This is a genomic window from Stenotrophomonas sp. BIO128-Bstrain (assembly GCF_030128875.1).
Classification (GTDB): Bacteria; Pseudomonadota; Gammaproteobacteria; order Xanthomonadales; family Xanthomonadaceae; genus Stenotrophomonas; species Stenotrophomonas bentonitica_A.
This window is the reverse complement of sequence record NZ_CP124620.1, coordinates 3,991,612-4,011,939: the sequence shown is the minus strand read 5'-3', so window position 1 is coordinate 4,011,939 and position 20,328 is coordinate 3,991,612. Positions and strand designations below refer to the sequence as shown.

Here is a 20,328-nt window from a genome sequence, read left to right as displayed (position 1 = left end):
CCTCCGGGCCGCCCCTGCGTCAGGGCGCGCGTCCGGCCGCTTCCTCGGCAAGCCGTTTGTCCAGGTTGATGCGCCCCTGCTGTGCGTAGCGGCGGCAGGCGCCGGCATCGACCAGCGGAGAGGCCGCGTCGTTCTGCAGACGGGCGAACAGGTCGCTGCCCAGTGGATGCGGCGTTACGTGCACGTCGCAGGGAAGCGCGGCCAAGCGGTCCAGGCCGCGCCGGAAGGCCTCCACCATCCGCGGGTGATCGATATAGCGGTACTGCGCATCGGAGATCGCACTGACGCTGTCGGTGTAAGCGATATCCAGGCATCGCCCAGCGTCGCATGAACGCCAGGTCCAGCTGGTTCCGCCCGGCGTATGGCCCGGGGTGGCGTGGGCAGTCAATGCCAGCGGACCGACGCGGACGACCTCGTCATCGCCGATGGCCCGAACCTGCGCTACCGGTGGAAATGCTGCGCCTTCCTCAAGGTACTGTGGATCATCGCGGTCGCTTCTGCCATTGCGCAGGGTGGCCACGGCAGGGGCCCGCGCCAGCAGCGGTGCACCGGTGGCCGCCTGCAGATGCGCCAGGCCGGCGGCGTGATCGTAATGCTCGTGCGAGTTCAGCAGGTACGTCACGTCGCGCGGGTCGAAGCCCAGTGCGCGGATATTGGCCTCGATCAGCGGGCCAGCCGGTGTCGTGCCGCCATCGATGAGTACATGGCCCTGATCGGACGTCACCAGCACGGCCGCCAGGCCACAGGTGCCCACGTACCACGTATTGCCGAAGATACGCCGTGGCGGGGCACGATCGTTCCATCCCTCCATCACGCTCGCACCCGCCGGACAGGCGGGAATGTCGCCCAGCGCGGTGGCGGCGGCAGCTGCCTCGGCACCCCGAGCGGTCGGAACAGCGCCATCAGCGGGTGCCTGACGATGGCAGGCGGCCAGACCCAGCATGGCGCCCAGCAAGGTGAGTGCGCGCAGCGTGGCCCTCGCAGGGGCAGGGGTGGCGGTCCGGTCGGGGCTGGACGACATGGGCATTTCCCTCTGTGAAACACACGAGCCTAGAGCCGTCTCTGCCCCATCACCAATGCATATTTCGAAAGGGTGGCATGAGGTGGCTCTGCGGCTGGTTGCACGGCCCCGGAAAGGATGTCGCCGTCAGCCCAGGCTGCGTCGGGCGGCCTGTTCGGCCTGCACCCGCAGCTCCGGGATCGCCAGGCTTTCCCACAGGGTGCCGATGCGCAGGCTGCCGACCACCCGGATCGCGGGCTGCGGCTGGCCATGGCCGTCGATCAGGCCGCCCTCCTCCACCGTGGTATCCAGGCCCAGGCCATGCGGGCCCGGGCGGGCATGCCCGTCGGCCAGCAGCTGCCGGATCAGCGGATTGCGCATGGACAGCGCGCGCGTCTCCACCCCGGTGGCGTTGATTACCGCGCCCACGGTCAATGGCGGCAGGCCACCGTCCGGGCTGCGGCCGTGCAGCTGCAGCCCGCTTTCCTGCACCAGCAGCGTGTCCAGGCGGGCGCGGTGGCGCTGCAGCTGGCCACGACGCTCCAGTTCGGCCACCTGGGCGTGCACCGATTCGGCGATGCGGTGTCGGTGTACGTCCCAATAGCGCACCACGTGGCGCAGGAAACGGCGCTGGTCGGCCTCGCTCAAGCTCAGCCACAGCGCCTGGCCCATCGGCCGGACGCGGTCCATCACGCTCTGCCACGGGATGCCCCGCGCCACGGCGGCATCGGCCTGCGCACGCAGCTCCCGCATGCGCTGGCGCAGCGACATCGCCAGCAGCGGCTGCGGATCGAAGGTGACGGATGCGCCATGCGCCTGCGGCAACGGCAGCAACGCATGACGCGAGAGCACGAAAATGCGCCCACGGTGACCGGCGGCGGCGAGGGCGACCACGCTGTCGGCCATGCTCAGGCCCGAGCCGATGATGGCCAGATCGTCATCGCCGGCCAGGACACGCACGCCGTCGTAATCCCAGGCCTCCACCGCCTGCGCGGGCGGCAATGCGTCGGCACCGGGCACCGGCAGCGGGCGCATGCTGTTGCCGCAGGCCAGCACCACGCGCTGGGCGCTCCAGGTCACGTCGTCATCGAGCCGCAGCTGCACGCCCTGTGCGTGGGGAACCAGCGCGAAGACCGGCTGTTCGACCACCTCCAGCACCGCCACGCTGCGTTCGCGCGCCTGTTCCAGGCGCTGGCGCAGGTAGGCAGCGTAATGGCGGCGCGGCACGAACTGTTCGGCCAGCACCTCGCGCGGCACATCGGCGATCGCCTCGCTGTCGATCAGGTAATCGAGAAAATCCGCGGGCTGGTCCGGCAGCCCGCTCATTTTGCCGGCCGGCACGTTGAGCAGATGCTCGGGCCACGGGGTGGCGTAGGCGATGCCTTCGGCCAGCACCGAGGCCGGCTCGAACAGCACGATGCGTGACGGCCGCTCGGCATGGCGCAGCGCCTGCAGTGCGACAAGGACGCCGGCAGCGCCGCCGCCGACGATGGCCAGATCACACTGGCGATGGGTATCGGACGCAGTCATGCCCCGATTGTAGGCGATGCACGTGGACCGGCCGTCCACGTGCGTCACAGCGGACTACATCAAGGCATCGGCCAGCCGCGCGATGCCTTCGCGGCTGCGCTTCCAGGCCGGACGTTGGCGCCACGTCGCCAGATCCAGCTGGCGCGACTGCTCCAGATAGTCCGCTTCGATCTGCGCCAGCTGGCGCACCATGCCGGCGTCGTAGCAGAGCATGCCGATCTCGGCATTGAGCGCGAACGAGCGGATATCAAGATTGATCGAGCCGACCAGCGCGATATCTTCATCGACGGTCAGGTGCTTGGCGTGCAGGAAGTTCGGCGCATACAGCGCGATGCGCACGCCACTGCGCAGCAGCTCGTCGTAGTAGGCCTCCTGCGCCCAGGAGGTCAGCCGCTGGTTGGTGCTGGCCGACAGGATCAGCTGCACCTGCACGCCGGACAGCGCAGCGATGCGCAGCGCGCTCAAGGTCGCTTCGTCGGGCACGAAATAGGGCGTGACCAGCACGATCCGCCGCCGGGCCAGATGGATCAGCGCGTTCACCGCATCACGCGCGTTGCTGAAGGGATACGCCGGGCCGCTGGGCAGCAGCTGGGTCGGGACATCGGCTGAGCACACCGGCACTGCGGTCAACACATCCAGGCGCTGTCCGGTTTCCATGTACCAGTCGCTGGCGAACACGGCCTCCAGATGGGCGACTACGGGCCCACGCACGCGCGCGACCAGTTCCTTGTTCGGGAACCCGGCCACGAACTGCGCCCGCGCCAGGTTCTGCGAGCCGATGTAACCGACGCGGTTGTCGATCACCGCGATCTTGCGGTGGTTGCGCAGGTCCATGCGGCCACTGCGGCGCCAGCGCAGGCCACCGGGCAACATCGCGCGCACATCCACACCGATCGCCTGCAGGCGGTGGCGATAGTGGCGCAGCCCGCGCTTGGCGCCGACAGCATCCAGCAGCAACCGGCAGTGCACGCCACGCGCCGCGGCGCGCTGCAGTGCCTGCACGATGGCCTCACCGACCGCATCGTCGAACATCAGGTAGTACAGCAGGTGGACGCGTTCGCGCGCCTGGTCGATGTCTTCGATCAGCGCCTGCAGCGAAGCGTCGTAGTTGTTGAGCAGATCCACCGCGTTGCCGTGGATGGGCATGAAATCGCCCTGGCGCTCGATCAGCGGCACGATCTCGGCGGTGGCGGTATCCGGCGCGGGCGTCCAGCGCAGCGGCGGCTGCAGGGCCTGTTCCTCGCGGATCACCTGGGACGCCTCGGCCTGGCGCTGCACGCGCTGGCGCGACAGCCAGGGGTGGCCGAACAGCAGGTACAGCGGCAGCCCGAGCAGCGGCACGAAGCCGACCAGCAGCAGCCAGCTGCGCGCGGCACCGGGCGTGGTGCGGCTGGGAATCCAGAACAGCGCGGCCAGCCGGATCAGCCAATCCAGCATCAACAACCACGAACCCAGCAGCCACTCGAACAGCATCGCGTCGCCCGTCGGGAGGGGAACCGCATTCTGCCATGGGTCGCTGCATGCAACCGCTCATGCCGGGTGCGGGCCCGGGCGCGGCCCATGAAAAAACCCGCCACGAGGGGCGGGTTTTTTCGGGAAGCTCAAGCATCCTCGCGGATTACTTGATCTTGCCTTCCTTGTACAGGACGTGCTTGCGCACGACCGGATCGTACTTCAGGAATTCCATCTTCCCGGGGGTGTTCTTCTTGTTCTTGTCCGTCGTGTAGAAGTGGCCAGTGTTGGCCGTCGAAATCAGACGGATCTTATCGCGCTTGCCTGCCATGATCGTTTACTCCTCAGACCTTTTCGCCGCGCGAACGCAGCTCAGCCAGAACGGAGTCGATGCCGTTCTTGTCGATGGTGCGCAGGGCATGCGCGGAAACACGAAGCTTGACCCAGCGGTTCTCGCTGGCAACCCAGAAGCGGCGCTCGTGCAGGTTGGGCAGGAAACGACGACGGGTCTTGTTGTTGGCGTGCGAGACGTTGTTACCCGTCTGCACTCGCTTGCCGGAAACTTGGCATACGCGGGACATTGCGCACCTCGATAAAGTAGTTGTCAGCCCATAGCCCGGGCGACGGCGGCCTCGGCGGTTTCCCGCCACACGTCATGAGAATCAAAGGGTTACGCTGTCGAGGGCGGGCCGGATGACGTGTTCCCGGCCACCGATCCAAAGGTTTTTGGACACAGCGAGCCGCGCATTATGCCCGCTCCGGGGGCCTGCGGCAAGCCGGCCTGGCCCAAGCGCGCCATCCCGGCCCCGTGACAGCCGCTCCGCTAGGCTGCCCGGGCCTGCAACGCGGATGTGACGATGACGACCCCAGCCCCTTTACTGCCCTTCGCCTTCAGCCTTTCATGAAGCTGCTCGCCCTGACCTACGGCACCGAAGGCGACACCCGCCCGCTGGTGATGCTCTGTCATGGGCTGATCGGCGCCGGCCATGAGGTGCTTCTGCTGGCCGAGCGCGGCACGCTGGATACCGCGCGCCAGCTGGGCGTCCCGCATGCCGCGCTGGAGGGCGACATCCATGACGAGGTGGTGGCGCTGGTGTCGCGCGGCAACGCCCGCCTTGCGGCCTCGCGGGGTCTGGCGCGGATGGCGCAACGGCACGTGCCCGGCTGGATGCGCCAGGCCGACGCGGCGGCCGCCGGGTGCGATGCGGTGCTGACCGGCGGGCTGGCCGCGTTCGTGGGCCTGGCCGTGGCCGAACACCATGGGCTGCCGGTGATCGGCACCGGGATGATTCCGCTGACCCCGACCGCCGGCTTCCCCTCTCCGTTCCTGCCACGGCTGCGCCTGCCCGGCGCGCTCAATCGCCTCAGCTACACCTTGGTCAACCAGGCGGTATGGCGCACCTTCCGCGGTCCGATCAACGCCGCGCGACGGGCATTGGGCATGCCGGGGCGCGCCTCGCCCTGGCGGGATCTGCCGATGCTGTACGGCATCTCGCCCAGCCTGCTGCCCCCGCCGCCGGACTGGCCCGCCAACCACAGGATCTGCGGCCAGTGGCGAGCACCGGAGCACGGCTGGCAGCCGCCGCCGGCCCTGCAGGCCTTCCTGGACGCCGGCCCCCCGCCGGTCTACCTCGGGTTCGGCAGCATGACCGGCTTCGATCGCGACCAGGTGCTGCCCGCGCTGCTGGCGGCCCTGGCGCCGCGGCGGGTACTGCTGTTCCCGGGCTGGGCCGGGCTGCCCAGCGCCCCGCTTCCGCCAAACGTGTTCGTGCTCGGGCCGACCCCGCACGAAGCCCTGTTCCCGCGCTGCTCGCTCGTCATCCACCACGGTGGCAGCGGCACCACGCACTCGGCCTGCCGGGCCGGGGTGCCGTCGCTGGTGATGCCGTTCGCCGCGGATCAGTTCTTCTGGGCGGACCGGTTGCAGCAGTTGGGCGTGGCACCGGCGGCGCTGTCGCCGAAGCGGTTGGACGCCGGGACACTGAGGCGGGCCATCGCGTTCGCCGAACGTGCCGATACCCGTGCCCGCGCCGCCGCGCTGGGTCACGCGATGACTGCCGAGAACGGCGTCAGCACTGGCGTCGCTGCCATCGAGGCGTGGTTGTCACCTCGATAGCAGCGGCCACGGCGCACACGGATTTTTCTGTGCCGCCTGAAGAATCACCCGATCAACGGTCGGGTGCTACCCCATCGATGAAGAGTTACCCGATCACCCGTGCCGCCTCATCCTTTCCGATGCAGCCAGCGATACAGCACCGGCAGCACCAGCAAGGTCAGCAGCGTGGAGGAGACGATGCCGCCGATCACCACGGTCGCCAGCGGACGCTGCACCTCCGAGCCGGCGCCGACGTTGAAGGCCATCGGCACGAAGCCCAGCGAGGCCACCAATGCGGTCATCAGCACCGGGCGCAGACGGCCCAAGGCACCCTCGCGTACCGCCTGCGGCAATGGCATCCCCTGCTCGCGCAGGCTGCGCACGAAGCTGATCATCACCAGGCCGTTGAGCACCGCCACGCCGGATAGTGCGATGAAGCCGACACCGGCCGAGATCGACAGCGGAATGCCGCGCAGCGCCAACGCCAGCACGCCACCGGTAAGCGCCAGCGGCACGCCGCTGAACACGATCGCCGCATCCTTGACCGAGCCGAACGCCCAGAACAGCAGCGCGAAGATGATCGCCAGCGTCACCGGCACCACGATGGACAGGCGCTGGCTGGCCGAGATCAGCTGCTCGAAACTGCCGCCGTACTCGATCCAGTAGCCGTTGGGCACCTGCACATCGCGCCCGATCGCCTGCTGCAGATCACCGACAAATCCACCAAGGTCGCGGTCACGCACGTTGGCGGTGACCACGATCCGGCGTTTGCCGTTCTCGCGGTTGATCTGGTTCGGCCCTTCGCTGTTGCTCAGCGTCGCCAGCTCGCGCAGCGGCACCGTGCGCGCACTGCCACTGGTCCAGCTGCCGGTGCGGCTGGACTCGTCGGCGTCATCGGCCAGCGCCGTCTCCAACGACACCGGCAGGTCCGCCAGCGCGGCCGGGTCCTGGCGCAGCGCTTCGGGCAGGCGCACCACGATATCGAAGCGGCGATCGCCTTCGAACAGCTGCCCTGCCACCTGGCCACCCACCGCGGTGGCCACGGTCGACTGCACCTGGCCCGGGTTCAAGCCATACCCGGCCAACGCGGTGCGGTTGGGGGTAACGGTCAGCAGTGGCAGACCGCTCGTCTCTTCTACCCGCACGTCGGCCGCACCCGGCACGCTGCCGGCCACCGCCGCGATGCGCTTGCCGACCGACAGCAGCGTGTCCAGATCATCGCCGAACAGCATCACCGCCACGTCGGCACGCACGCCGGAAATCAACTCGTTCGTGCGCATCTGGATCGGCTGGGTGAACTCGTAGTTGTTACCGGGCAACTGCTCGACCGCGTCTTCCAGTTCGGCCAGCAGCGCCGCACGTGTCTTGCGCGGATCCGGCCAAGCCTTGCGCGGCTTCATCATGATGAAGGTATCGGCGACCGAGGGCGGCATCGGATCAGAGGCGACTTCCGGCGTGCCGATCTTGGAGAACACCTTGTCCACCTCGGCGAACTGCACCAGCCGGTTCTCGATCTGCTTCTGCATCTCGATGGACTGGGTGAGGCTGGTGCCGGGGATGCGCATGGCGTGCATCGCGACATCGCCTTCGTCCAGGTTCGGCACGAACTCGCTGCCCAGCCGCGTCGCCAGCAGGCCACACCCGACCACCAGCACCAGCGCACCGGCCACCATCCAGCGGCCGCGTCGCAGGGCGAAGCCCAGCATCGGTTCGTAGCGCCGACGCACCCAGGCCATCAGGCGGTTTTCCTTCTCCTGCACACGGCCACCGAGGAACAGCGCGATCGCGGCGGGCACGAAGGTCAGTGCCAGCACCATCGCACCGGTCAGGGCCAGCACCACGGTGATCGCCATCGGGTGGAACATTTTTCCTTCCACGCCGGTGAGCGCGAAGATCGGCAGATACACCGCGGTGATGATGCCCAGCCCGAACAGGCTCGGGCGGATCACTTCGGCGGTGGCGCTGGCGGTTTCGGCGAAGCGTTCTTCGCGGGTCATGTCGCGGCCGAGCAGGTGCTGGCGTTCGCCGAAGCGGCGCAGGCAGTTCTCGATGATGATCACCGCACCATCGACGATCAGGCCGAAGTCCAGCGCGCCCAGGCTCATCAGATTGGCCGACACACCGCCCCGGGCCATGCCGGTCAGCGTGAACAGCATCGCCAGTGGAATCACCGCCGCGGTGATCAACGCCGCACGGAAATTGCCGAGCAGCAGGAACAGCACCACGATCACCAGCAGGGCGCCTTCGATCAGGTTCTTGGCGACGGTCTCGATGGTGCGGTCGACCAGCGCGGTGCGGTCGTAGCTGGCGGTGACAGTAACGCCCTCGGGCAGGCTGGCCTGCGCCTGCTGCAGGCGCGCGGCCGCGGCCTGGGCAACATCCCGGCTGTTGGCGCCGATCAGCATCACCACCGTGCCCATCACCACTTCATGGCCATTCTGGGTGGCCGCGCCGCTGCGCAGTTCCGGGCCGTCCTGCACCTGGGCCACATCGTGCACGTGGATCGGCACGCCTTCGCGGCGGGCCAGCACGATGTTGCCGATCTCCTCCAGGTTGGCGACCTGCCCGGGGATGCGCACCAGGAACTGCTGGCCATTGCGTTCGATGTAGCCGGCGCCGACGTTCTGGTTGTTGGTTTCCACCGCCTGCGCCACGTCCTCCAAGGTAAAGCCCAGCGCGCGCAGGCGTGCCGGATCCGGGGTGATGTGCACCTGACGCTGGAAGCCACCGATGGTGTTGACCTCGGTCACCCCAGGCACGTTGCGCAGCTGCGGCCGGATCACCCAGTCCTGCAGGGTGCGCAGGTCGGTGGCGGTGTAGGGCGTGCCATCGGCCTTGCGCGCCTTGGGATCGGCATCGATGGTGTACATGAAGATCTCGCCGAGGCCGGTGGAGATCGGCCCCAGCTGCGGATCCAGTCCCTCGGGGATCTGCGATTTGACCTGCTGCAGGCGCTCGGCGACCTGCTGCCGGGCGAAGTAGATATCGGTGCCGTCCTTGAACACCACGGTCACCTGCGAGAGGCCGTAGCGTGACAGCGAACGGGCCTGCTCCATCGCCGGCAGGCCGGCCATCACCGTTTCCACCGGATAGGTGATGCGCTGTTCGGTCTCCAGCGGCGAGTAGCCCGGCGCGGCGGTGTTGATCTGCACCTGGACGTTGGTGATGTCCGGGGTGGCGTCGATCGGCAGCTTGGTGAAACTCCAGCTGCCGAGCGCGATCAGCACCAGGGTCAGGGCCATCATCAACCAGCGATGGGCGATGGCAGCGCGGATGATGCGCTCAAGCATGACGGCGCCCTCCGGATGCGGGGCGTGGCGAGGCGTCAATGTTCATGCGATGCCCCCGCCTTGCCGATGTCGGCCTTGACCACGTAGCTCTGCTCGACGACCACCTCTTCGCCGAGGGTCAGGCCATCGAGCACTTCCACCTTGCCGGCATCGCGTGCACCCAGCGTCACCGCGCGTGCGGTGTAGTTCTCGCCTTCGCGCACGAACACCACATCCTTGCCGTCCATCGTCTGCAGGGCGCTCAGCGGCACCACCTGCGCCGCCGGCGTGGTAGCGACCACGATGCGGGCCTTGACCGCGGCACCGGGCCGCCATTGGCCGTCGTCGTTGCGCAGCGTGGCACGGGCGACCGTGCTCTGGCTGGCGGTGGCGGTACCGGGCAGCACGCGCTCCAGCGTGGTGGCCTGGCTGACGCCGTCGGTCATCCGCGACACCGTGACCGGCACGCCGGCGGTGATGTGCTGGGTGTCGTTGCCGAAGATATGCAGGTCCACCCACAACGTGGACAGATCACCGATCTCGAACAAGGGCGTGCCCTCGCCGGCCACGCCGCCGACCTGGGCCTGGCGCGCGAGCACCACGCCACCGATCGGTGCGGTCACGGTGTAGGTGGTGAGGCTCAGGTTGCTCTCGATGCTGGCCAGCACCTGGCCGGCGCGCACGCGGTCGCCGACATTGGCGCGCAGCGAGCGGATTGGCCCGGGGAAGCGCGCCATCACCTGCGCGACACGGCCATCGACCGGCGTCAGCAGGCCCTGCACGTCGTGCTCGTCGGCGATGGTGCCGGCCACCACCGGCGCCACCCGGATGCCGGCCTGTTCGGCCATCGCGGCGGCGATGGTGGTGCTTTCCGGTGCGTCATGATCGTCATGATCATCGTCATGCCCGGCCTCGCCATGGCCGGCGTCCGTCGCAGCGGCCTTGGTCGGCGCTGCCGCGGGGTCACTGCTGCCGCAGCCGGTGAGCGCCATCAGCGCGATCAACAGGCTGCCGGCCAGCACGGTACGGGTCAGGGAAGCGGTCATCGGCGGTCCTCCGCGGACACGGTGTCGGTGGCGGCGACCATGCTCTGGCCGGTCAGCCGCTGGATTTCAATGAGGGCGGTCTGTGCGGCGATGGCCGCTTCCAGCTGGCGCTGGCGTGCTTCGATCCGCATCGCCTGCAGCTGGGCCCATTCCATGTAGCTGATCGCGCCGGCACGCCAGGCCTTCTCGGCGGCATTCTCGGCGCGCTTGAGCTGGGGCAGGACGTCGCGCGCCATGCGCGTGACTTCCAATCGCGAGGTCAGGTAGCGGCCATGCGCTTCAGCGAGCGTGGCGTACAGCTGCAGCGCGCGCGCCTCGCGCTCCACGCTGTTGAGCGCCAGCTCGGCCTCGGCCGCGCGGATCTCCGGCTCGGCGCGGCGCACGCTGCCCAGCGGCAGGCTGAAACCAGCCACCAGCGAGGTATCGCGGGTATCGCGGCTGTTGCGCACGCCCACCTGCCAGCTGACGTCGGGCCGTGCTTCGGTTCGGGCCAGCTGCACCTGCGCTTCGCGGATGCGGCGCTCGCCAGCCAGCACCGCCAGTTCCGGCGTGCGCTGGAGTTCGTCGGCGAGCACGGCAAAGTCCTGCAGCGCGGGCAGCTGCATCGGGTCGCCACTCACCACGTCGAAGCCAGGATCACGCTGGCGCCACAACGCCGACAGTGCCGCACGCGCGGACTGATCCATCTGCATGGCGCGATCGCGGTCCAGCTCAGCCTGGGCCAGCATCGCCTGGGCCGTCATCAGCACTGACTCCGGCGAAGCACCGGCCTGCAGGCGCAGCCGCGCGGCGGCCACCGCGCGCCTGCGCTGTTCGATATCGGTCTCGGCGATGCGCAGCTGCTGGCGCGCGTCGGTCACCGCCAGGTAGCGGCGGGCGACCTCGGCCATCAGGTCCAGCCGCGCGGTTTCGCGTTGCGGGGCGAGGCTGTCGAGGTTGGCCTGGGCTACGGCGCGGCGGGCATCCAGCTTGCCGCCCCGCTCCAGCACGCCGGCCAGGGTGACGGTGACCTCGGCGGCATCGACGCCGCGGGCCTCGCCGGTGCCGAGCGCGTTCTCCAGTTCCACGCCCACGGTCAACGGCGGCGACAGGCCGGCCGCGTCACGGCGGGCTTCCCACACCGGGCGCTGGGCCTGCGCCAGGCGCAGGTCGGGGTGGTACTGGGCGACGCGCGCGATGGCGTCGTCGAGGGTCAACGGTGCAGCAGGTGTCGTGCCCTGTGCGTACACGCACGGCACGAACGCAATGGCAGCCAACGCTGCCAGACGCATCCACATGGGAGTCTCCAGAAAACAATCAGATGGCAAACGGCGGCACGCGGCCGCAGGGCATCAGATCGCTATCGGAGGACGCAGCAGGTTCTCGGGCGGCTGGGTGCGCAGTTGCGCGACCAACCCGGCAGGGACGCCGTGGCTGGGGGCGGCGGGCAGGCTCCAGGCCATCGCGGCCATCGGCAGCACGCCGCCGTGGCCATGGCAGTGGCCGCAATGCACCAGGGCATGCAGCCAGTCTTCGTTGCCGTCGTCGTCGCTGGAGGCGGTGCCGGCGGTGTCATCGCTGCCATGCAGCTCGCTGCTGTCGGCATGCACGCTCAGGTGGATATCGGCCAGGGCCGAGGCCAGCGAACTGCCGAACACGCCCACACCGACCACCACCAGCATCAGCAGGCGGAGCAGCAGGGACGGACGCGGGCGGGCACGACGGAACATGGCCCGCAGGGTAGCCGGGCGTGAAGCCGTTACACAATCGCAGGCCGGCAGCTTGGTTCACGTTGGCGGGGCCGGCGCGACGGCCGGCCCCCGCGCACCTCAGCTGGCGGCGGCCTTGCGCTGGGCGATGAAGGCCTGGATCTGCGCCTCCAGCACCGGCAGCGGCACCGAGCCCTGGCTCAGCACGGCGTCGTGGAAGGCCTTGACGTCGAAGCGGTCACCCAGCTCCTTCTCGGCCTGCGCACGCAGGCGCACGATCGCGATCTCACCGAGCTTGTAGCTCAGCGCCTGGCCCGGCCAGGAGATGTAGCGGTCCACTTCGGTGGTCACTTCATGCTCGCTCAGCGCGGTGTGGTCGCGCAGGTAGGACAGCGCCTGCTCGCGGGTCCAGCCCTTGTGGTGCACGCCGGTATCGATCACCAGGCGCGCGGCACGCCACATCTCGTAGGTGAGGCGGCCGAAATCCTCGTACGGGGTTTCGTAGATGCCCATCTCCACGCCGAGCTTCTCGCAGTACAGGCCCCACCCTTCGCCGTAGGCGGAGATGTAGTTGTTGCGGCGGAACGCGGGCTGCTCGCCCTGCTCGGCCGCCAGCGCGCCCTGCAGGGCGTGGCCCGGATCGGACTCGTGCAGGGTCAGCGCCGGCAGGTTGTACAGCGGCCGCGCCGGCAGGTTGTAGGTGTTGAGCCAGTAGGTGCCCATGCCACCGCGGCCGGCGGTCCAGAACGGGGCGATATCCGGCGGTACCGGCACGATGGTGAAGCGCGCGCGCGGCAGGGTCATGTACTTGCCGATCACGCCATCCACGCGCTTGGAGATCCACGCCGCGCGGTGCAGCAGCTCGTCCGGGGTCTTGGCATAGAACTGCGGATCGGTGCGCAGGAAGGTCAGGAACTCGGCGAAGCTGCCCTTGAACTCGACCTGCTTGATGATGCCGTCCATCTCGGCCTGGATGCGCGCCACTTCCTTCAGGCCGATCTCGTGGATCTGCTGCGGGGTCAGGTCCAACGTGGTGTATTCGTGGATCTGCTGCTTGTAGTACGCCTTGCCGCCGGGCATCGCTTCGGCGGCCAGGGTGGTGCGCGCCTGCGGCACGTACTCGCTGACGAAGAAGGTGCGCAGCTTGGCGAAGGCCGGCACCACGCTGCCGCCGATGGCCTGGCGGGCTTGCTCCTGCAGCTGTGCCTGCTCGGCGGCCGGGATGCTGGCCGGCAGCTTCTTGAACGGCGCGTACAGCGGCGACTGGGTCGGATCCTTCAGTTCGGAGACCGTGGCGATGGACACCTCGCGGCCATCGAGCACCGCGCGCGGCACGCTGAAGCCACGCTTGAGGCCGGCACGCATGTTGTCGGTCTGCTGGTCGAAGTAGCGCGGCACATCGTTCAGGCGCGCGATGTAGTTGCGGTAGTCCTGCGCGGTCTTCATCTCGCGCCGGGCCATGAAGGACAGGTTGGACCAGAACGAGGAGTCCGCGTTGAACGGCATTTCGTAGGCGCGCAGGCGCACATCGGCGGCCAGGTTGAACACTTGGTCGCGGTAGATCGCGTAGTTGATGCGGTTCTCGGCCGAGAGCGCCTGGGTGTCGACCTTGTCCAGCTGGGCCAGCACGTCGTCCCAGACCTTCAGCCGGCCCTGCTGCGCGGCCGCGCCGACATCGGGCATGCGGGTGGCGTTGGCCGGGCCGTCGCCGTCTTCGCTGGCCTCACCGCCACCGGCTTCGCGCCAGGCCCATTCCTTCTCGTAGATGGCGCGGAACTGCGCATCGGCGGGGCTTTCAGTGGCCAGGCTGGCCGGGGCGGCGGCCGGGGCAGCTGGAGGCGCGGCCAGGGCGGCGCCGGCAGGAAGGGCCAGGGCGAGCAGCAGCGCAGCAACGAGCGGTGATTTCACGATCAGGGTTCCCGGGGGACGGCAAACCCCGATCATGGCACCGGGCGAAGGGGCCGCGCATGGATCAAAGGTCCTGCCCGCGTCGCGGGCCCCCGTTACGACCCCGGCCCCCATCCGACGTTCACCCCGTCCGGTAGCCACCGACCGTTGGTCGGTCGGCACGCCCTCAATGCGCCGCCTTGTCCCGCTTCCACCCACGATGGTCGATATCCAGCTTCAGGCTGTACAGCGCGGTGAACGCCGGGAACAGGTTCTGCAGCACGCCCACCGAGTCCTGCTTGGCCGAGAACAGGAAGTAGCTCAGCGTCATCAGGCTGCCGACCACGCTCATGTACCAGAACAGGCGCGGGATCACCGGCTTTCCAGCACGGCGCGAGGCGATGAACTGGACCAGCCAGCGGCCACCGAACATCAGCGCGCCGGTGTAGCCGATCAACTTCCAGCCGGTGACGTGCAGGCCGGTCCAGTAAAGCCACGTCAGTGGCTGGTCGAGCCAGTGCAGTTCCATCAGCGCTCTTCCACGGCGGTGCGCTTGCTGCGCGTGATCAGCCAGGCTACGCCGCGCAGGTCGCGGATGCCGACCAGCGCGCGGCCCAGGTTGTTGTACTTGGACACACCCGCGGTGCGGTGCCGATGGTTGACCGGCACGCTGGTGGTCTTCCAGCCGGCCCGCTGCATCAGCGCAGGCAGGTAGCGGTGCATGTGGTCGAAGTACGGCAGCTCCAGGAACGCCGCACGCTCGAACAGCTTGATGCCGCAGCCGGTATCGGGGGTATCGTCGTGCAGCATGCGCGCGCGGATCGCATTGGCCCACTTGCTGGCCCAGCGCTTGCTGCCCGAATCCTGGCGGTTCACACGCCACCCGGCGAACAGCTTGACCTCGGTGGCGGCCGCCGCGCGCGCGGCGAGCAGCTTGGGGATGTCGGCCGGATCGTTCTGGCCGTCACCGTCCAGGGTGGCGATCCACGGCGCGCGGGCGTGCTTGACGCCGTTGCGCACCGCGGTGCTCTGCCCGCTCTGGGTAACGTGGTGCAGTACCCGCAGCTCGGGCGTGGTGGCCTTCAGGGCCTGCAGGACCGCCAGGGTGTCGTCGCGCGAGTGGTCGTCGATGTAGACGATTTCGAAATCGACCTGCCCGCGCAGCGCGGTGGTGATCTCGTTGATCAGGGGCGTGACGTTGTCGCGTTCATTGAAGACCGGGACGACGACCGACAACTGGGGTTGGCTCATGGTCGGGCTCTGCGAATGGCCAGGATCGAAAAAGAGCGCGCATTTTCCGCACCCGAGGTTATCCGAAGATGAATCGAGGCGTGTGTGTCAGGCGTGATCCCCGAAATAATCCCGGCACCAGGCCACCACCGGCGGCAGACCGCGCTCGATCGGCATCACCGGCTCGTAGCCGAAAGCGTCATGCGCCCGCGTGGTATCGGCCATCGTGCGGACCATGTCGCCGGGCTGCATCGGCTTGTAGACCTTCTGCGCCGGGCGTCCGGCGGCGGACTCGATGACCCCGATGAAATGCTCCAGTTCGATCGGCGTGTGGTTGCCGAGGTTGAACACCCGGTGCGGCACCGTGTCGCTGGACGGATGCGCCAGCGCGCCGAGGATGCCATCCACGATGTCGGAGACATGTGTGAAGTCGCGCTGCATTTTTCCGTCGTTGAACACGTCGATCGGGCGGCCGGCCAGGACCGCGCGCGAGAACAGCAGCGGCGCCATGTCCGGGCGGCCCCACGGGCCGTACACGGTGAAGAAGCGCAGGCCGGTGGCATGCAGGCCGAACAGCTGGGCGTAGGTGTAGGCCATCAGCTCGTTGGCGGCCTTGGTCGCGGCGTACAGCGAGCGCGGCTTGTCGATGCGCTGGTCTTCGGAGAACGGCGGGGTGGCCGAATCGCCGTACACCGAGCTGCTCGAGGCATACACCAGATGGGCCACGCCGCGGTGGCGGCACAGCTCCAGCATGTTGACGAAGCCGGTCAGGTTGCTGTCGACGTAGGCATGCGGGTTTTCCAGCGAGTACCGCACGCCGGCCTGGGCGGCCAGGTGGATGACCCGGGTCGGCTGCACCTCGTCGAACAGCGCGGCCAGGCCGTCGCGGTCGGTCAGGTCGAGCACGCGGATATCGGCCTGCGGGCACAGCGCAGCCACGCGATCGCGCTTGATCTGCGGATCGTAGTAGTCGTTGTAGTTGTCCAGGCCGACGACGCGCTCACCGCGCGCGAGCAGGGCCTTGCAGGTGTTGGCGCCGATGAAGCCGGCAGCGCCGGTCACGAGAATGGTCATGGGGTCCGTCCTACTTGCCACGTATCAATACAGTGCTTTCCCGGGACGCCCGCGTGGCGTTGCACACGTCCCGGTGGTCCGCTTCACCAGAGGCTGAGCGGCGCTTCCTTGGCCAGGGTGGCCTTGCGTTCCTTGCTGAAATCCCACCACGGCCGCGGCGCTTCGCCCTGCATGAAACGCAGCACCGACAGGAATACATCGATCACGCAGGGGTCGTGCATCACCCCCGTGCGCAGGCACAGCTGCGCGTACATGTCATAGGCATCGCGACCGCGCAGATGCGCTGGCACGCGGATGCCGATCAGACGGAGATCTTTCTCACAGGCCGGCCCGACATTCGGCAGGTCGGTCAGACGCAACAGATGGTTGCGGTCGACCTTGGTGGGGTTCATTGCTGGGGGGAAATCCTCTGACGCCTGCGGGGGACTCAGCCCTTCTGTGCGCGAAGTCGGTCGAGCACGCCATCCAGCGTGTCCAGGTCGGTGTAATGGATGATCAGCTTGCCCTTGCCGCCGCGGCCGTGGTTGATCGCCACGCGGGCGCCCAGCGACTCGGACAGTTCGGTTTCCAGCGAGGCGATGTCGGCCTGCGGTGCAGCGGCGGAGGGCTTCTTGCGCAACGCGCCGGGCACCTTGCCGGCGGCGAACTGCTGCGCGCGGTGCTCCACTTCGCGTACCGACCAGCCCTGGTCGGCCGCTTCCTGGGCGAGCTTGCTGGCCAGTTCCGGCGCCAGGGTCAGCAGGGCGCGGGCATGGCCCATTTCCAGCCGGCGGGTTTCCAGCAGCAGGCGGATCGCGATCGGCAGCTCCAGCAGGCGCAGCAGGTTGGACACCGCCGCACGCGAGCGGCCCACGGCCTGGGCGGCCTCGGCATGGGTCAGGGCGAACTCGCTGATCAGCCGCTGCAGGGCTTCGGCTTCCTCGAGCGGGTTGAGGTCTTCGCGCTGGATGTTCTCGATCAGCGCCATCGCGATGACGGTGCGGTCTTCCAGCTCGCGCACCACCACCGGCACTTCGTCCAGGCCGGCCAGCTGCGACGCGCGCCAGCGGCGTTCGCCGGCCACGATCTCGAAGCTGTCCGGGCCGAGCTGGCGGACCAGGATCGGCTGGATCACGCCCTGGGCCTTGATCGACTCGGCCAGCTCGGCGAGCTTGGTTTCGTCCATGTCGCGGCGCGGCTGGTATTTGCCCGGCTGCAAATGGCCCACCGGCAGCTTGCGCAGGAGTTCACCCGGCTGCGGTTCGACCACGGCCGCTGCCTGCACCTGTGTCACCGCCCCCTTGGGCCCCAACAGCGCGTCGAGGCCACGGCCGAGGCCGCGTTTCTTGCCGAGGGCAGGCTTGGTGCTCATCAGGCGGTCTCCATGGCCTTGTCGGCCTTCTTGCGTTGGTTGTTGCGACGGATGATCTCGCCGGCCAGGCCGAGATAGGCAACGCCACCGCGCGAGGCACGGTCGTACCCGACGATGCTCTGGCCATGGCTGGGCGCCTCGGCCAGGCGGACGTTGCGCGGCACGATGGTGCGGAACACCTGCTCGCCGAAGTGCTCGGTCAGCTCGGCCGACACGGCATTGGCCAGGTTGTTGCGCACATCGAACATGGTGCGCAGCACGCCCTCGATTTCCAGCGCGGGATTGAGGTTGGCGCGCAGCGCTTCGATGGTTTCCACCAGCGCGCTCAGGCCTTCCAGCGCGTAGTACTCGCACTGCATCGGCACGATCACCGAATCGGCGGCGGCCAGCGCGTTGAGCGTCAGCAGCGACAGCGCCGGCGGGCAGTCGATCAGGATGTAGTCGTATTCGTCGCGGATCGGGGCCAGCGCGCGCTTGAGGCGCTGCTCGCGCTCGCTCTGGTCCATCAGCTGGATCTCGGCGGCGGTCAGGTCGATGTTGCCCGGGAGCAGGTCGAAGCCCTCCGGCGTCTTGACCCGGACCTCGGCCGCGGTGCTTTCGCCCAGCAGCAGATCACAGGTGGAAGCGGCGACTTCGCGCTTGTCCACGCCGCTGCCCATGGTCGCATTGCCTTGGGAATCGAGGTCGACAAGAAGCACGCGCTTGGGTGCAGCAGCCAGGGAGGCGGCCAGATTGACGGCGGTCGTGGTCTTGCCGACGCCACCTTTCTGGTTGGCGATGGCGATGATGCGGGCCATGCGGGTGAGCCTCATCGGCAGGGAGTGGGACTGGTCATTATGCGTATATGGGGCGTGTCATGCACTGTGAGATGCGCGGCAGGCACGCGCCGCAATGCCGCAACGACGCCCACGGGCACGCCGATGGCACCGCACGGGGCCACCGCGGGAGGGCGCCGGGACGACGCTGGGGCGGGCGATGCGGGCGCGGGAGTCACCGGCTCACGGGCCGGTGACCACCACCAGATGGCGCTCGCCGGTCAATCCAGGGACGCTCAACGGCAGCACCTGTTCGACCGACCAACCGGCCGGCAGCTGCGCGATCTCGTCGTGCGGGTACACGCCTTTCATCGCCAGCAGGCGGCCGCCCGGGCGCAACAGGTGCCCACCGACCCGGATGATCCCGGCCAGGGTGTCCATCGCGCGCGCGGTCAGATGGTCATAGGCGGCCGGTTCGGCCAGCGCCTCGGCGCGCGACTCGGCTACGCGGGCGTTGCCCAGGCCCAGCTGGCGCACGGCCTCGCGCATGAAGCGGGCCTTCTTGCCATTGCTTTCGACCAGGGTCACCTGCAGCTGCGGGCGCGCGATCGCCAGCGGGATGCCGGGCAGCCCGGGGCCGGTGCCCAGGTCCGCCAGGGTGCCGCTCTCCAGGTACGGCTGCATCGCCAGCGAATCGAGCAGATGGCGGGTGACCATCTCCAGCGGGTCGCGGATCGCGGTGAGGTTGTAGGTGCGGTTCCAGCGGTCGAGCAGGGTCAGGTAGGTCAGCAGCGGCGGTGCCAGCGCGGCGTCCAGCTGCATGGCGGCCAGGCCGCGCTCAAGCGCGTCGGCCACGCCAGCGGGGAGGATGTGTTCAGTCATGGCACCATTATCGCAGGTCGGTAGAGCCGACCGTTGGTCGGCTGCCTGCGCCCGCACACCCAACCGTTGGCCACGCCCTCGATCTCACACCGCATGCCACGCCAGCGCCGCGCGGAAGTCATCCGCCGCCTGCCACTCATGCAGGTGCCAGCGCTCGGCGGGCCCCAGTTCCGGGTCGCACCAGGCCAGGTGCAGGCCTCCGTCGATGCCGGGGGCCAGCTGCAGCCGATGCAGACCAAATGAGATGCCCTGCCCCTGCGCCTTCAGCAGCGCCTCCTTGGCGCACCACACCCGGAAGAACCAGTGGTTGCGGGCGTTCTCGTCCAGCGATTCCAGCCAGGCGATTTCGGCCGGGTGGAAGAAGCGCTGCACGATCTCCAGCATCCGCGGGCGCGGGCGCAGCGGTTCCAGGTCCACGCCCAGCCGCACCCCCTCACCCATCGCGACCAGCAGCAGGCCGTGGCTGTGACTCCAGCCGGTGCCCACATGGGCCAACGGACCATGCAGCGCCGGGCGGCCACGCGGGTCACGCTGCAGCGGCAGGTCCTCCGGCGCCCCGCCCAGCTGCTCGGCCAGCAGGACCCGGGCCTGGGGCTCGCCGCGGGTGCCCGGCACATGCGGCAGGCGCCAGACCGTGACCGGGCCGAAGCGCCAGGGGCCGTCCAAGGTCGCCGGCAGGGTCATGCCACGCCCCCGCCATACCGGCTGCACGACGACTTCACGGGGTGTGCCGTCAACTGCACAGGTCGCATCCGCACAGAGGGAGTCAACGCTATGGGCATCATCATCTGGTTGATCGTCGGCGGCATCGTGGGCTGGCTTGCCAGCATCATCATGAAGCGGGACGCGCAGCAAGGCATCATCCTCAACATCGTGGTCGGCATCGTCGGCGCGCTGATTGCCGGCTACTTTTTCGGCGGTGGCATCAATGAAGCGATCACGCTGTGGTCGTTCATCTATTCGCTGATCGGCGCAGTCATTCTGCTGGCGATCGTGAATCTGTTCACCCGTAAAAGCATCCGCTGACGCGCTCACGTACTTCGTTCGATCAACAAGGCCCGGCACTGCC

20 protein-coding genes are annotated in these 20,328 nt (G+C 68.6%); 2 read left to right on the top strand and 18 right to left on the bottom strand.

The genetic code is table 11. The features are described from left to right. Positions 1 to 19: 19 nt before the first annotated feature. From bla to rpmB, 5 genes are all read right to left on the bottom strand, one after another. A complete protein-coding gene (gene bla, locus POS15_RS18225; RefSeq protein WP_200899487.1) occupies positions 20 to 1,021 on the bottom strand; it encodes a subclass B3 metallo-beta-lactamase in 1,002 nt (333 codons plus the stop codon). Between the two features lie 126 nt (positions 1,022 to 1,147). Further along, entirely contained in the window at positions 1,148 to 2,548 is a 1,401-nt protein-coding gene (locus POS15_RS18220; RefSeq protein ID WP_046272618.1) for an FAD/NAD(P)-binding protein, read from the bottom strand. Positions 2,549 to 2,584: 36 nt separating this feature from the next. Beyond that, entirely contained in the window at positions 2,585 to 4,003 is a 1,419-nt protein-coding gene (gene cls / locus POS15_RS18215) for a cardiolipin synthase (RefSeq protein ID WP_019185626.1), read from the bottom strand. A gap of 145 nt (positions 4,004 to 4,148) precedes the next feature. After that, positions 4,149 to 4,316 (bottom strand): 50S ribosomal protein L33, encoded by a 168-nt coding sequence (rpmG, locus tag POS15_RS18210; RefSeq protein WP_172407465.1) that lies wholly within the window; start codon positions 4,314 to 4,316, stop codon positions 4,149 to 4,151. 10 nt (positions 4,317 to 4,326) lie between these two features. Next, on the bottom strand, positions 4,327 to 4,563 hold the full coding sequence (gene rpmB / locus POS15_RS18205; protein ID WP_019185625.1) for a 50S ribosomal protein L28: 237 nt from the start codon (positions 4,561 to 4,563) through the stop codon (positions 4,327 to 4,329). Between the two features lie 320 nt (positions 4,564 to 4,883). On the opposite strand from rpmB, the gene POS15_RS18200 reads away from it, so the two are divergent. Then, on the top strand, positions 4,884 to 6,098 hold the full coding sequence (locus tag POS15_RS18200) for a glycosyltransferase (RefSeq protein WP_046272601.1): 1,215 nt from the start codon (positions 4,884 to 4,886) through the stop codon (positions 6,096 to 6,098). 107 nt (positions 6,099 to 6,205) lie between these two features. On the opposite strand, the gene POS15_RS18195 is transcribed toward POS15_RS18200, so the two are convergent. The 13 genes from POS15_RS18195 to POS15_RS18135 form a co-directional block, all read right to left on the bottom strand. Next, positions 6,206 to 9,367, bottom strand: a complete 3,162-nt coding sequence (locus POS15_RS18195; protein ID WP_019185623.1) for a CusA/CzcA family heavy metal efflux RND transporter — start codon at positions 9,365 to 9,367, stop codon at positions 6,206 to 6,208. Positions 9,368 to 9,402: 35 nt separating this feature from the next. Further along, positions 9,403 to 10,392, bottom strand: coding sequence for an efflux RND transporter periplasmic adaptor subunit (locus tag POS15_RS18190; RefSeq protein WP_019185622.1), 990 nt, complete (start codon positions 10,390 to 10,392; stop codon positions 9,403 to 9,405). Then, positions 10,389 to 11,669 (bottom strand): TolC family protein, encoded by a 1,281-nt coding sequence (locus POS15_RS18185; RefSeq protein ID WP_019185621.1) that lies wholly within the window; start codon positions 11,667 to 11,669, stop codon positions 10,389 to 10,391. The genes POS15_RS18190 and POS15_RS18185 overlap by 4 nt, the downstream gene beginning before the upstream one ends. Positions 11,670 to 11,723: 54 nt before the next feature. Then, positions 11,724 to 12,101, bottom strand: coding sequence for a DUF2946 family protein (locus POS15_RS18180; RefSeq protein WP_019185620.1), 378 nt, complete (start codon positions 12,099 to 12,101; stop codon positions 11,724 to 11,726). A 99-nt stretch (positions 12,102 to 12,200) separates the two neighbouring features. Beyond that, positions 12,201 to 13,988, bottom strand: a complete 1,788-nt coding sequence (locus POS15_RS18175; RefSeq protein WP_019185619.1) for a DUF885 family protein — start codon at positions 13,986 to 13,988, stop codon at positions 12,201 to 12,203. 166 nt (positions 13,989 to 14,154) lie between these two features. Further along, positions 14,155 to 14,496, bottom strand: a complete 342-nt coding sequence (locus POS15_RS18170; protein WP_019185618.1) for a lipid-A-disaccharide synthase N-terminal domain-containing protein — start codon at positions 14,494 to 14,496, stop codon at positions 14,155 to 14,157. Further along, entirely contained in the window at positions 14,496 to 15,218 is a 723-nt protein-coding gene (locus POS15_RS18165; protein ID WP_046272973.1) for a glycosyltransferase family 2 protein, read from the bottom strand. Before POS15_RS18165 ends, POS15_RS18170 begins: the two co-directional genes overlap by 1 nt. Positions 15,219 to 15,305: 87 nt before the next feature. Continuing rightward, positions 15,306 to 16,271: an SDR family NAD(P)-dependent oxidoreductase gene (locus POS15_RS18160; RefSeq protein WP_019185616.1), complete on the bottom strand. Its 966-nt coding sequence runs from the start codon at positions 16,269 to 16,271 to the stop codon at positions 15,306 to 15,308. 83 nt (positions 16,272 to 16,354) lie between these two features. After that, positions 16,355 to 16,663, bottom strand: a complete 309-nt coding sequence (locus POS15_RS18155; protein ID WP_019185615.1) for a helix-hairpin-helix domain-containing protein — start codon at positions 16,661 to 16,663, stop codon at positions 16,355 to 16,357. 35 nt (positions 16,664 to 16,698) lie between these two features. Next, positions 16,699 to 17,622, bottom strand: coding sequence for a ParB/RepB/Spo0J family partition protein (locus tag POS15_RS18150; RefSeq protein ID WP_019185614.1), 924 nt, complete (start codon positions 17,620 to 17,622; stop codon positions 16,699 to 16,701). Further along, positions 17,622 to 18,419, bottom strand: coding sequence for a ParA family protein (locus tag POS15_RS18145; protein ID WP_019185613.1), 798 nt, complete (start codon positions 18,417 to 18,419; stop codon positions 17,622 to 17,624). Before POS15_RS18145 ends, POS15_RS18150 begins: the two co-directional genes overlap by 1 nt. Positions 18,420 to 18,620: 201 nt before the next feature. After that, entirely contained in the window at positions 18,621 to 19,259 is a 639-nt protein-coding gene (gene rsmG / locus POS15_RS18140; protein ID WP_019185612.1) for a 16S rRNA (guanine(527)-N(7))-methyltransferase RsmG, read from the bottom strand. Between the two features lie 84 nt (positions 19,260 to 19,343). Then, complete coding sequence (locus POS15_RS18135) at positions 19,344 to 19,943, bottom strand: 4'-phosphopantetheinyl transferase superfamily protein (protein WP_019185611.1); 600 nt, start codon at positions 19,941 to 19,943, stop codon at positions 19,344 to 19,346. A 90-nt stretch (positions 19,944 to 20,033) separates the two neighbouring features. On the opposite strand from POS15_RS18135, the gene POS15_RS18130 reads away from it, so the two are divergent. Continuing rightward, positions 20,034 to 20,285, top strand: a complete 252-nt coding sequence (locus tag POS15_RS18130) for a GlsB/YeaQ/YmgE family stress response membrane protein (protein WP_019185610.1) — start codon at positions 20,034 to 20,036, stop codon at positions 20,283 to 20,285. Positions 20,286 to 20,328: the final 43 nt, after the last annotated feature.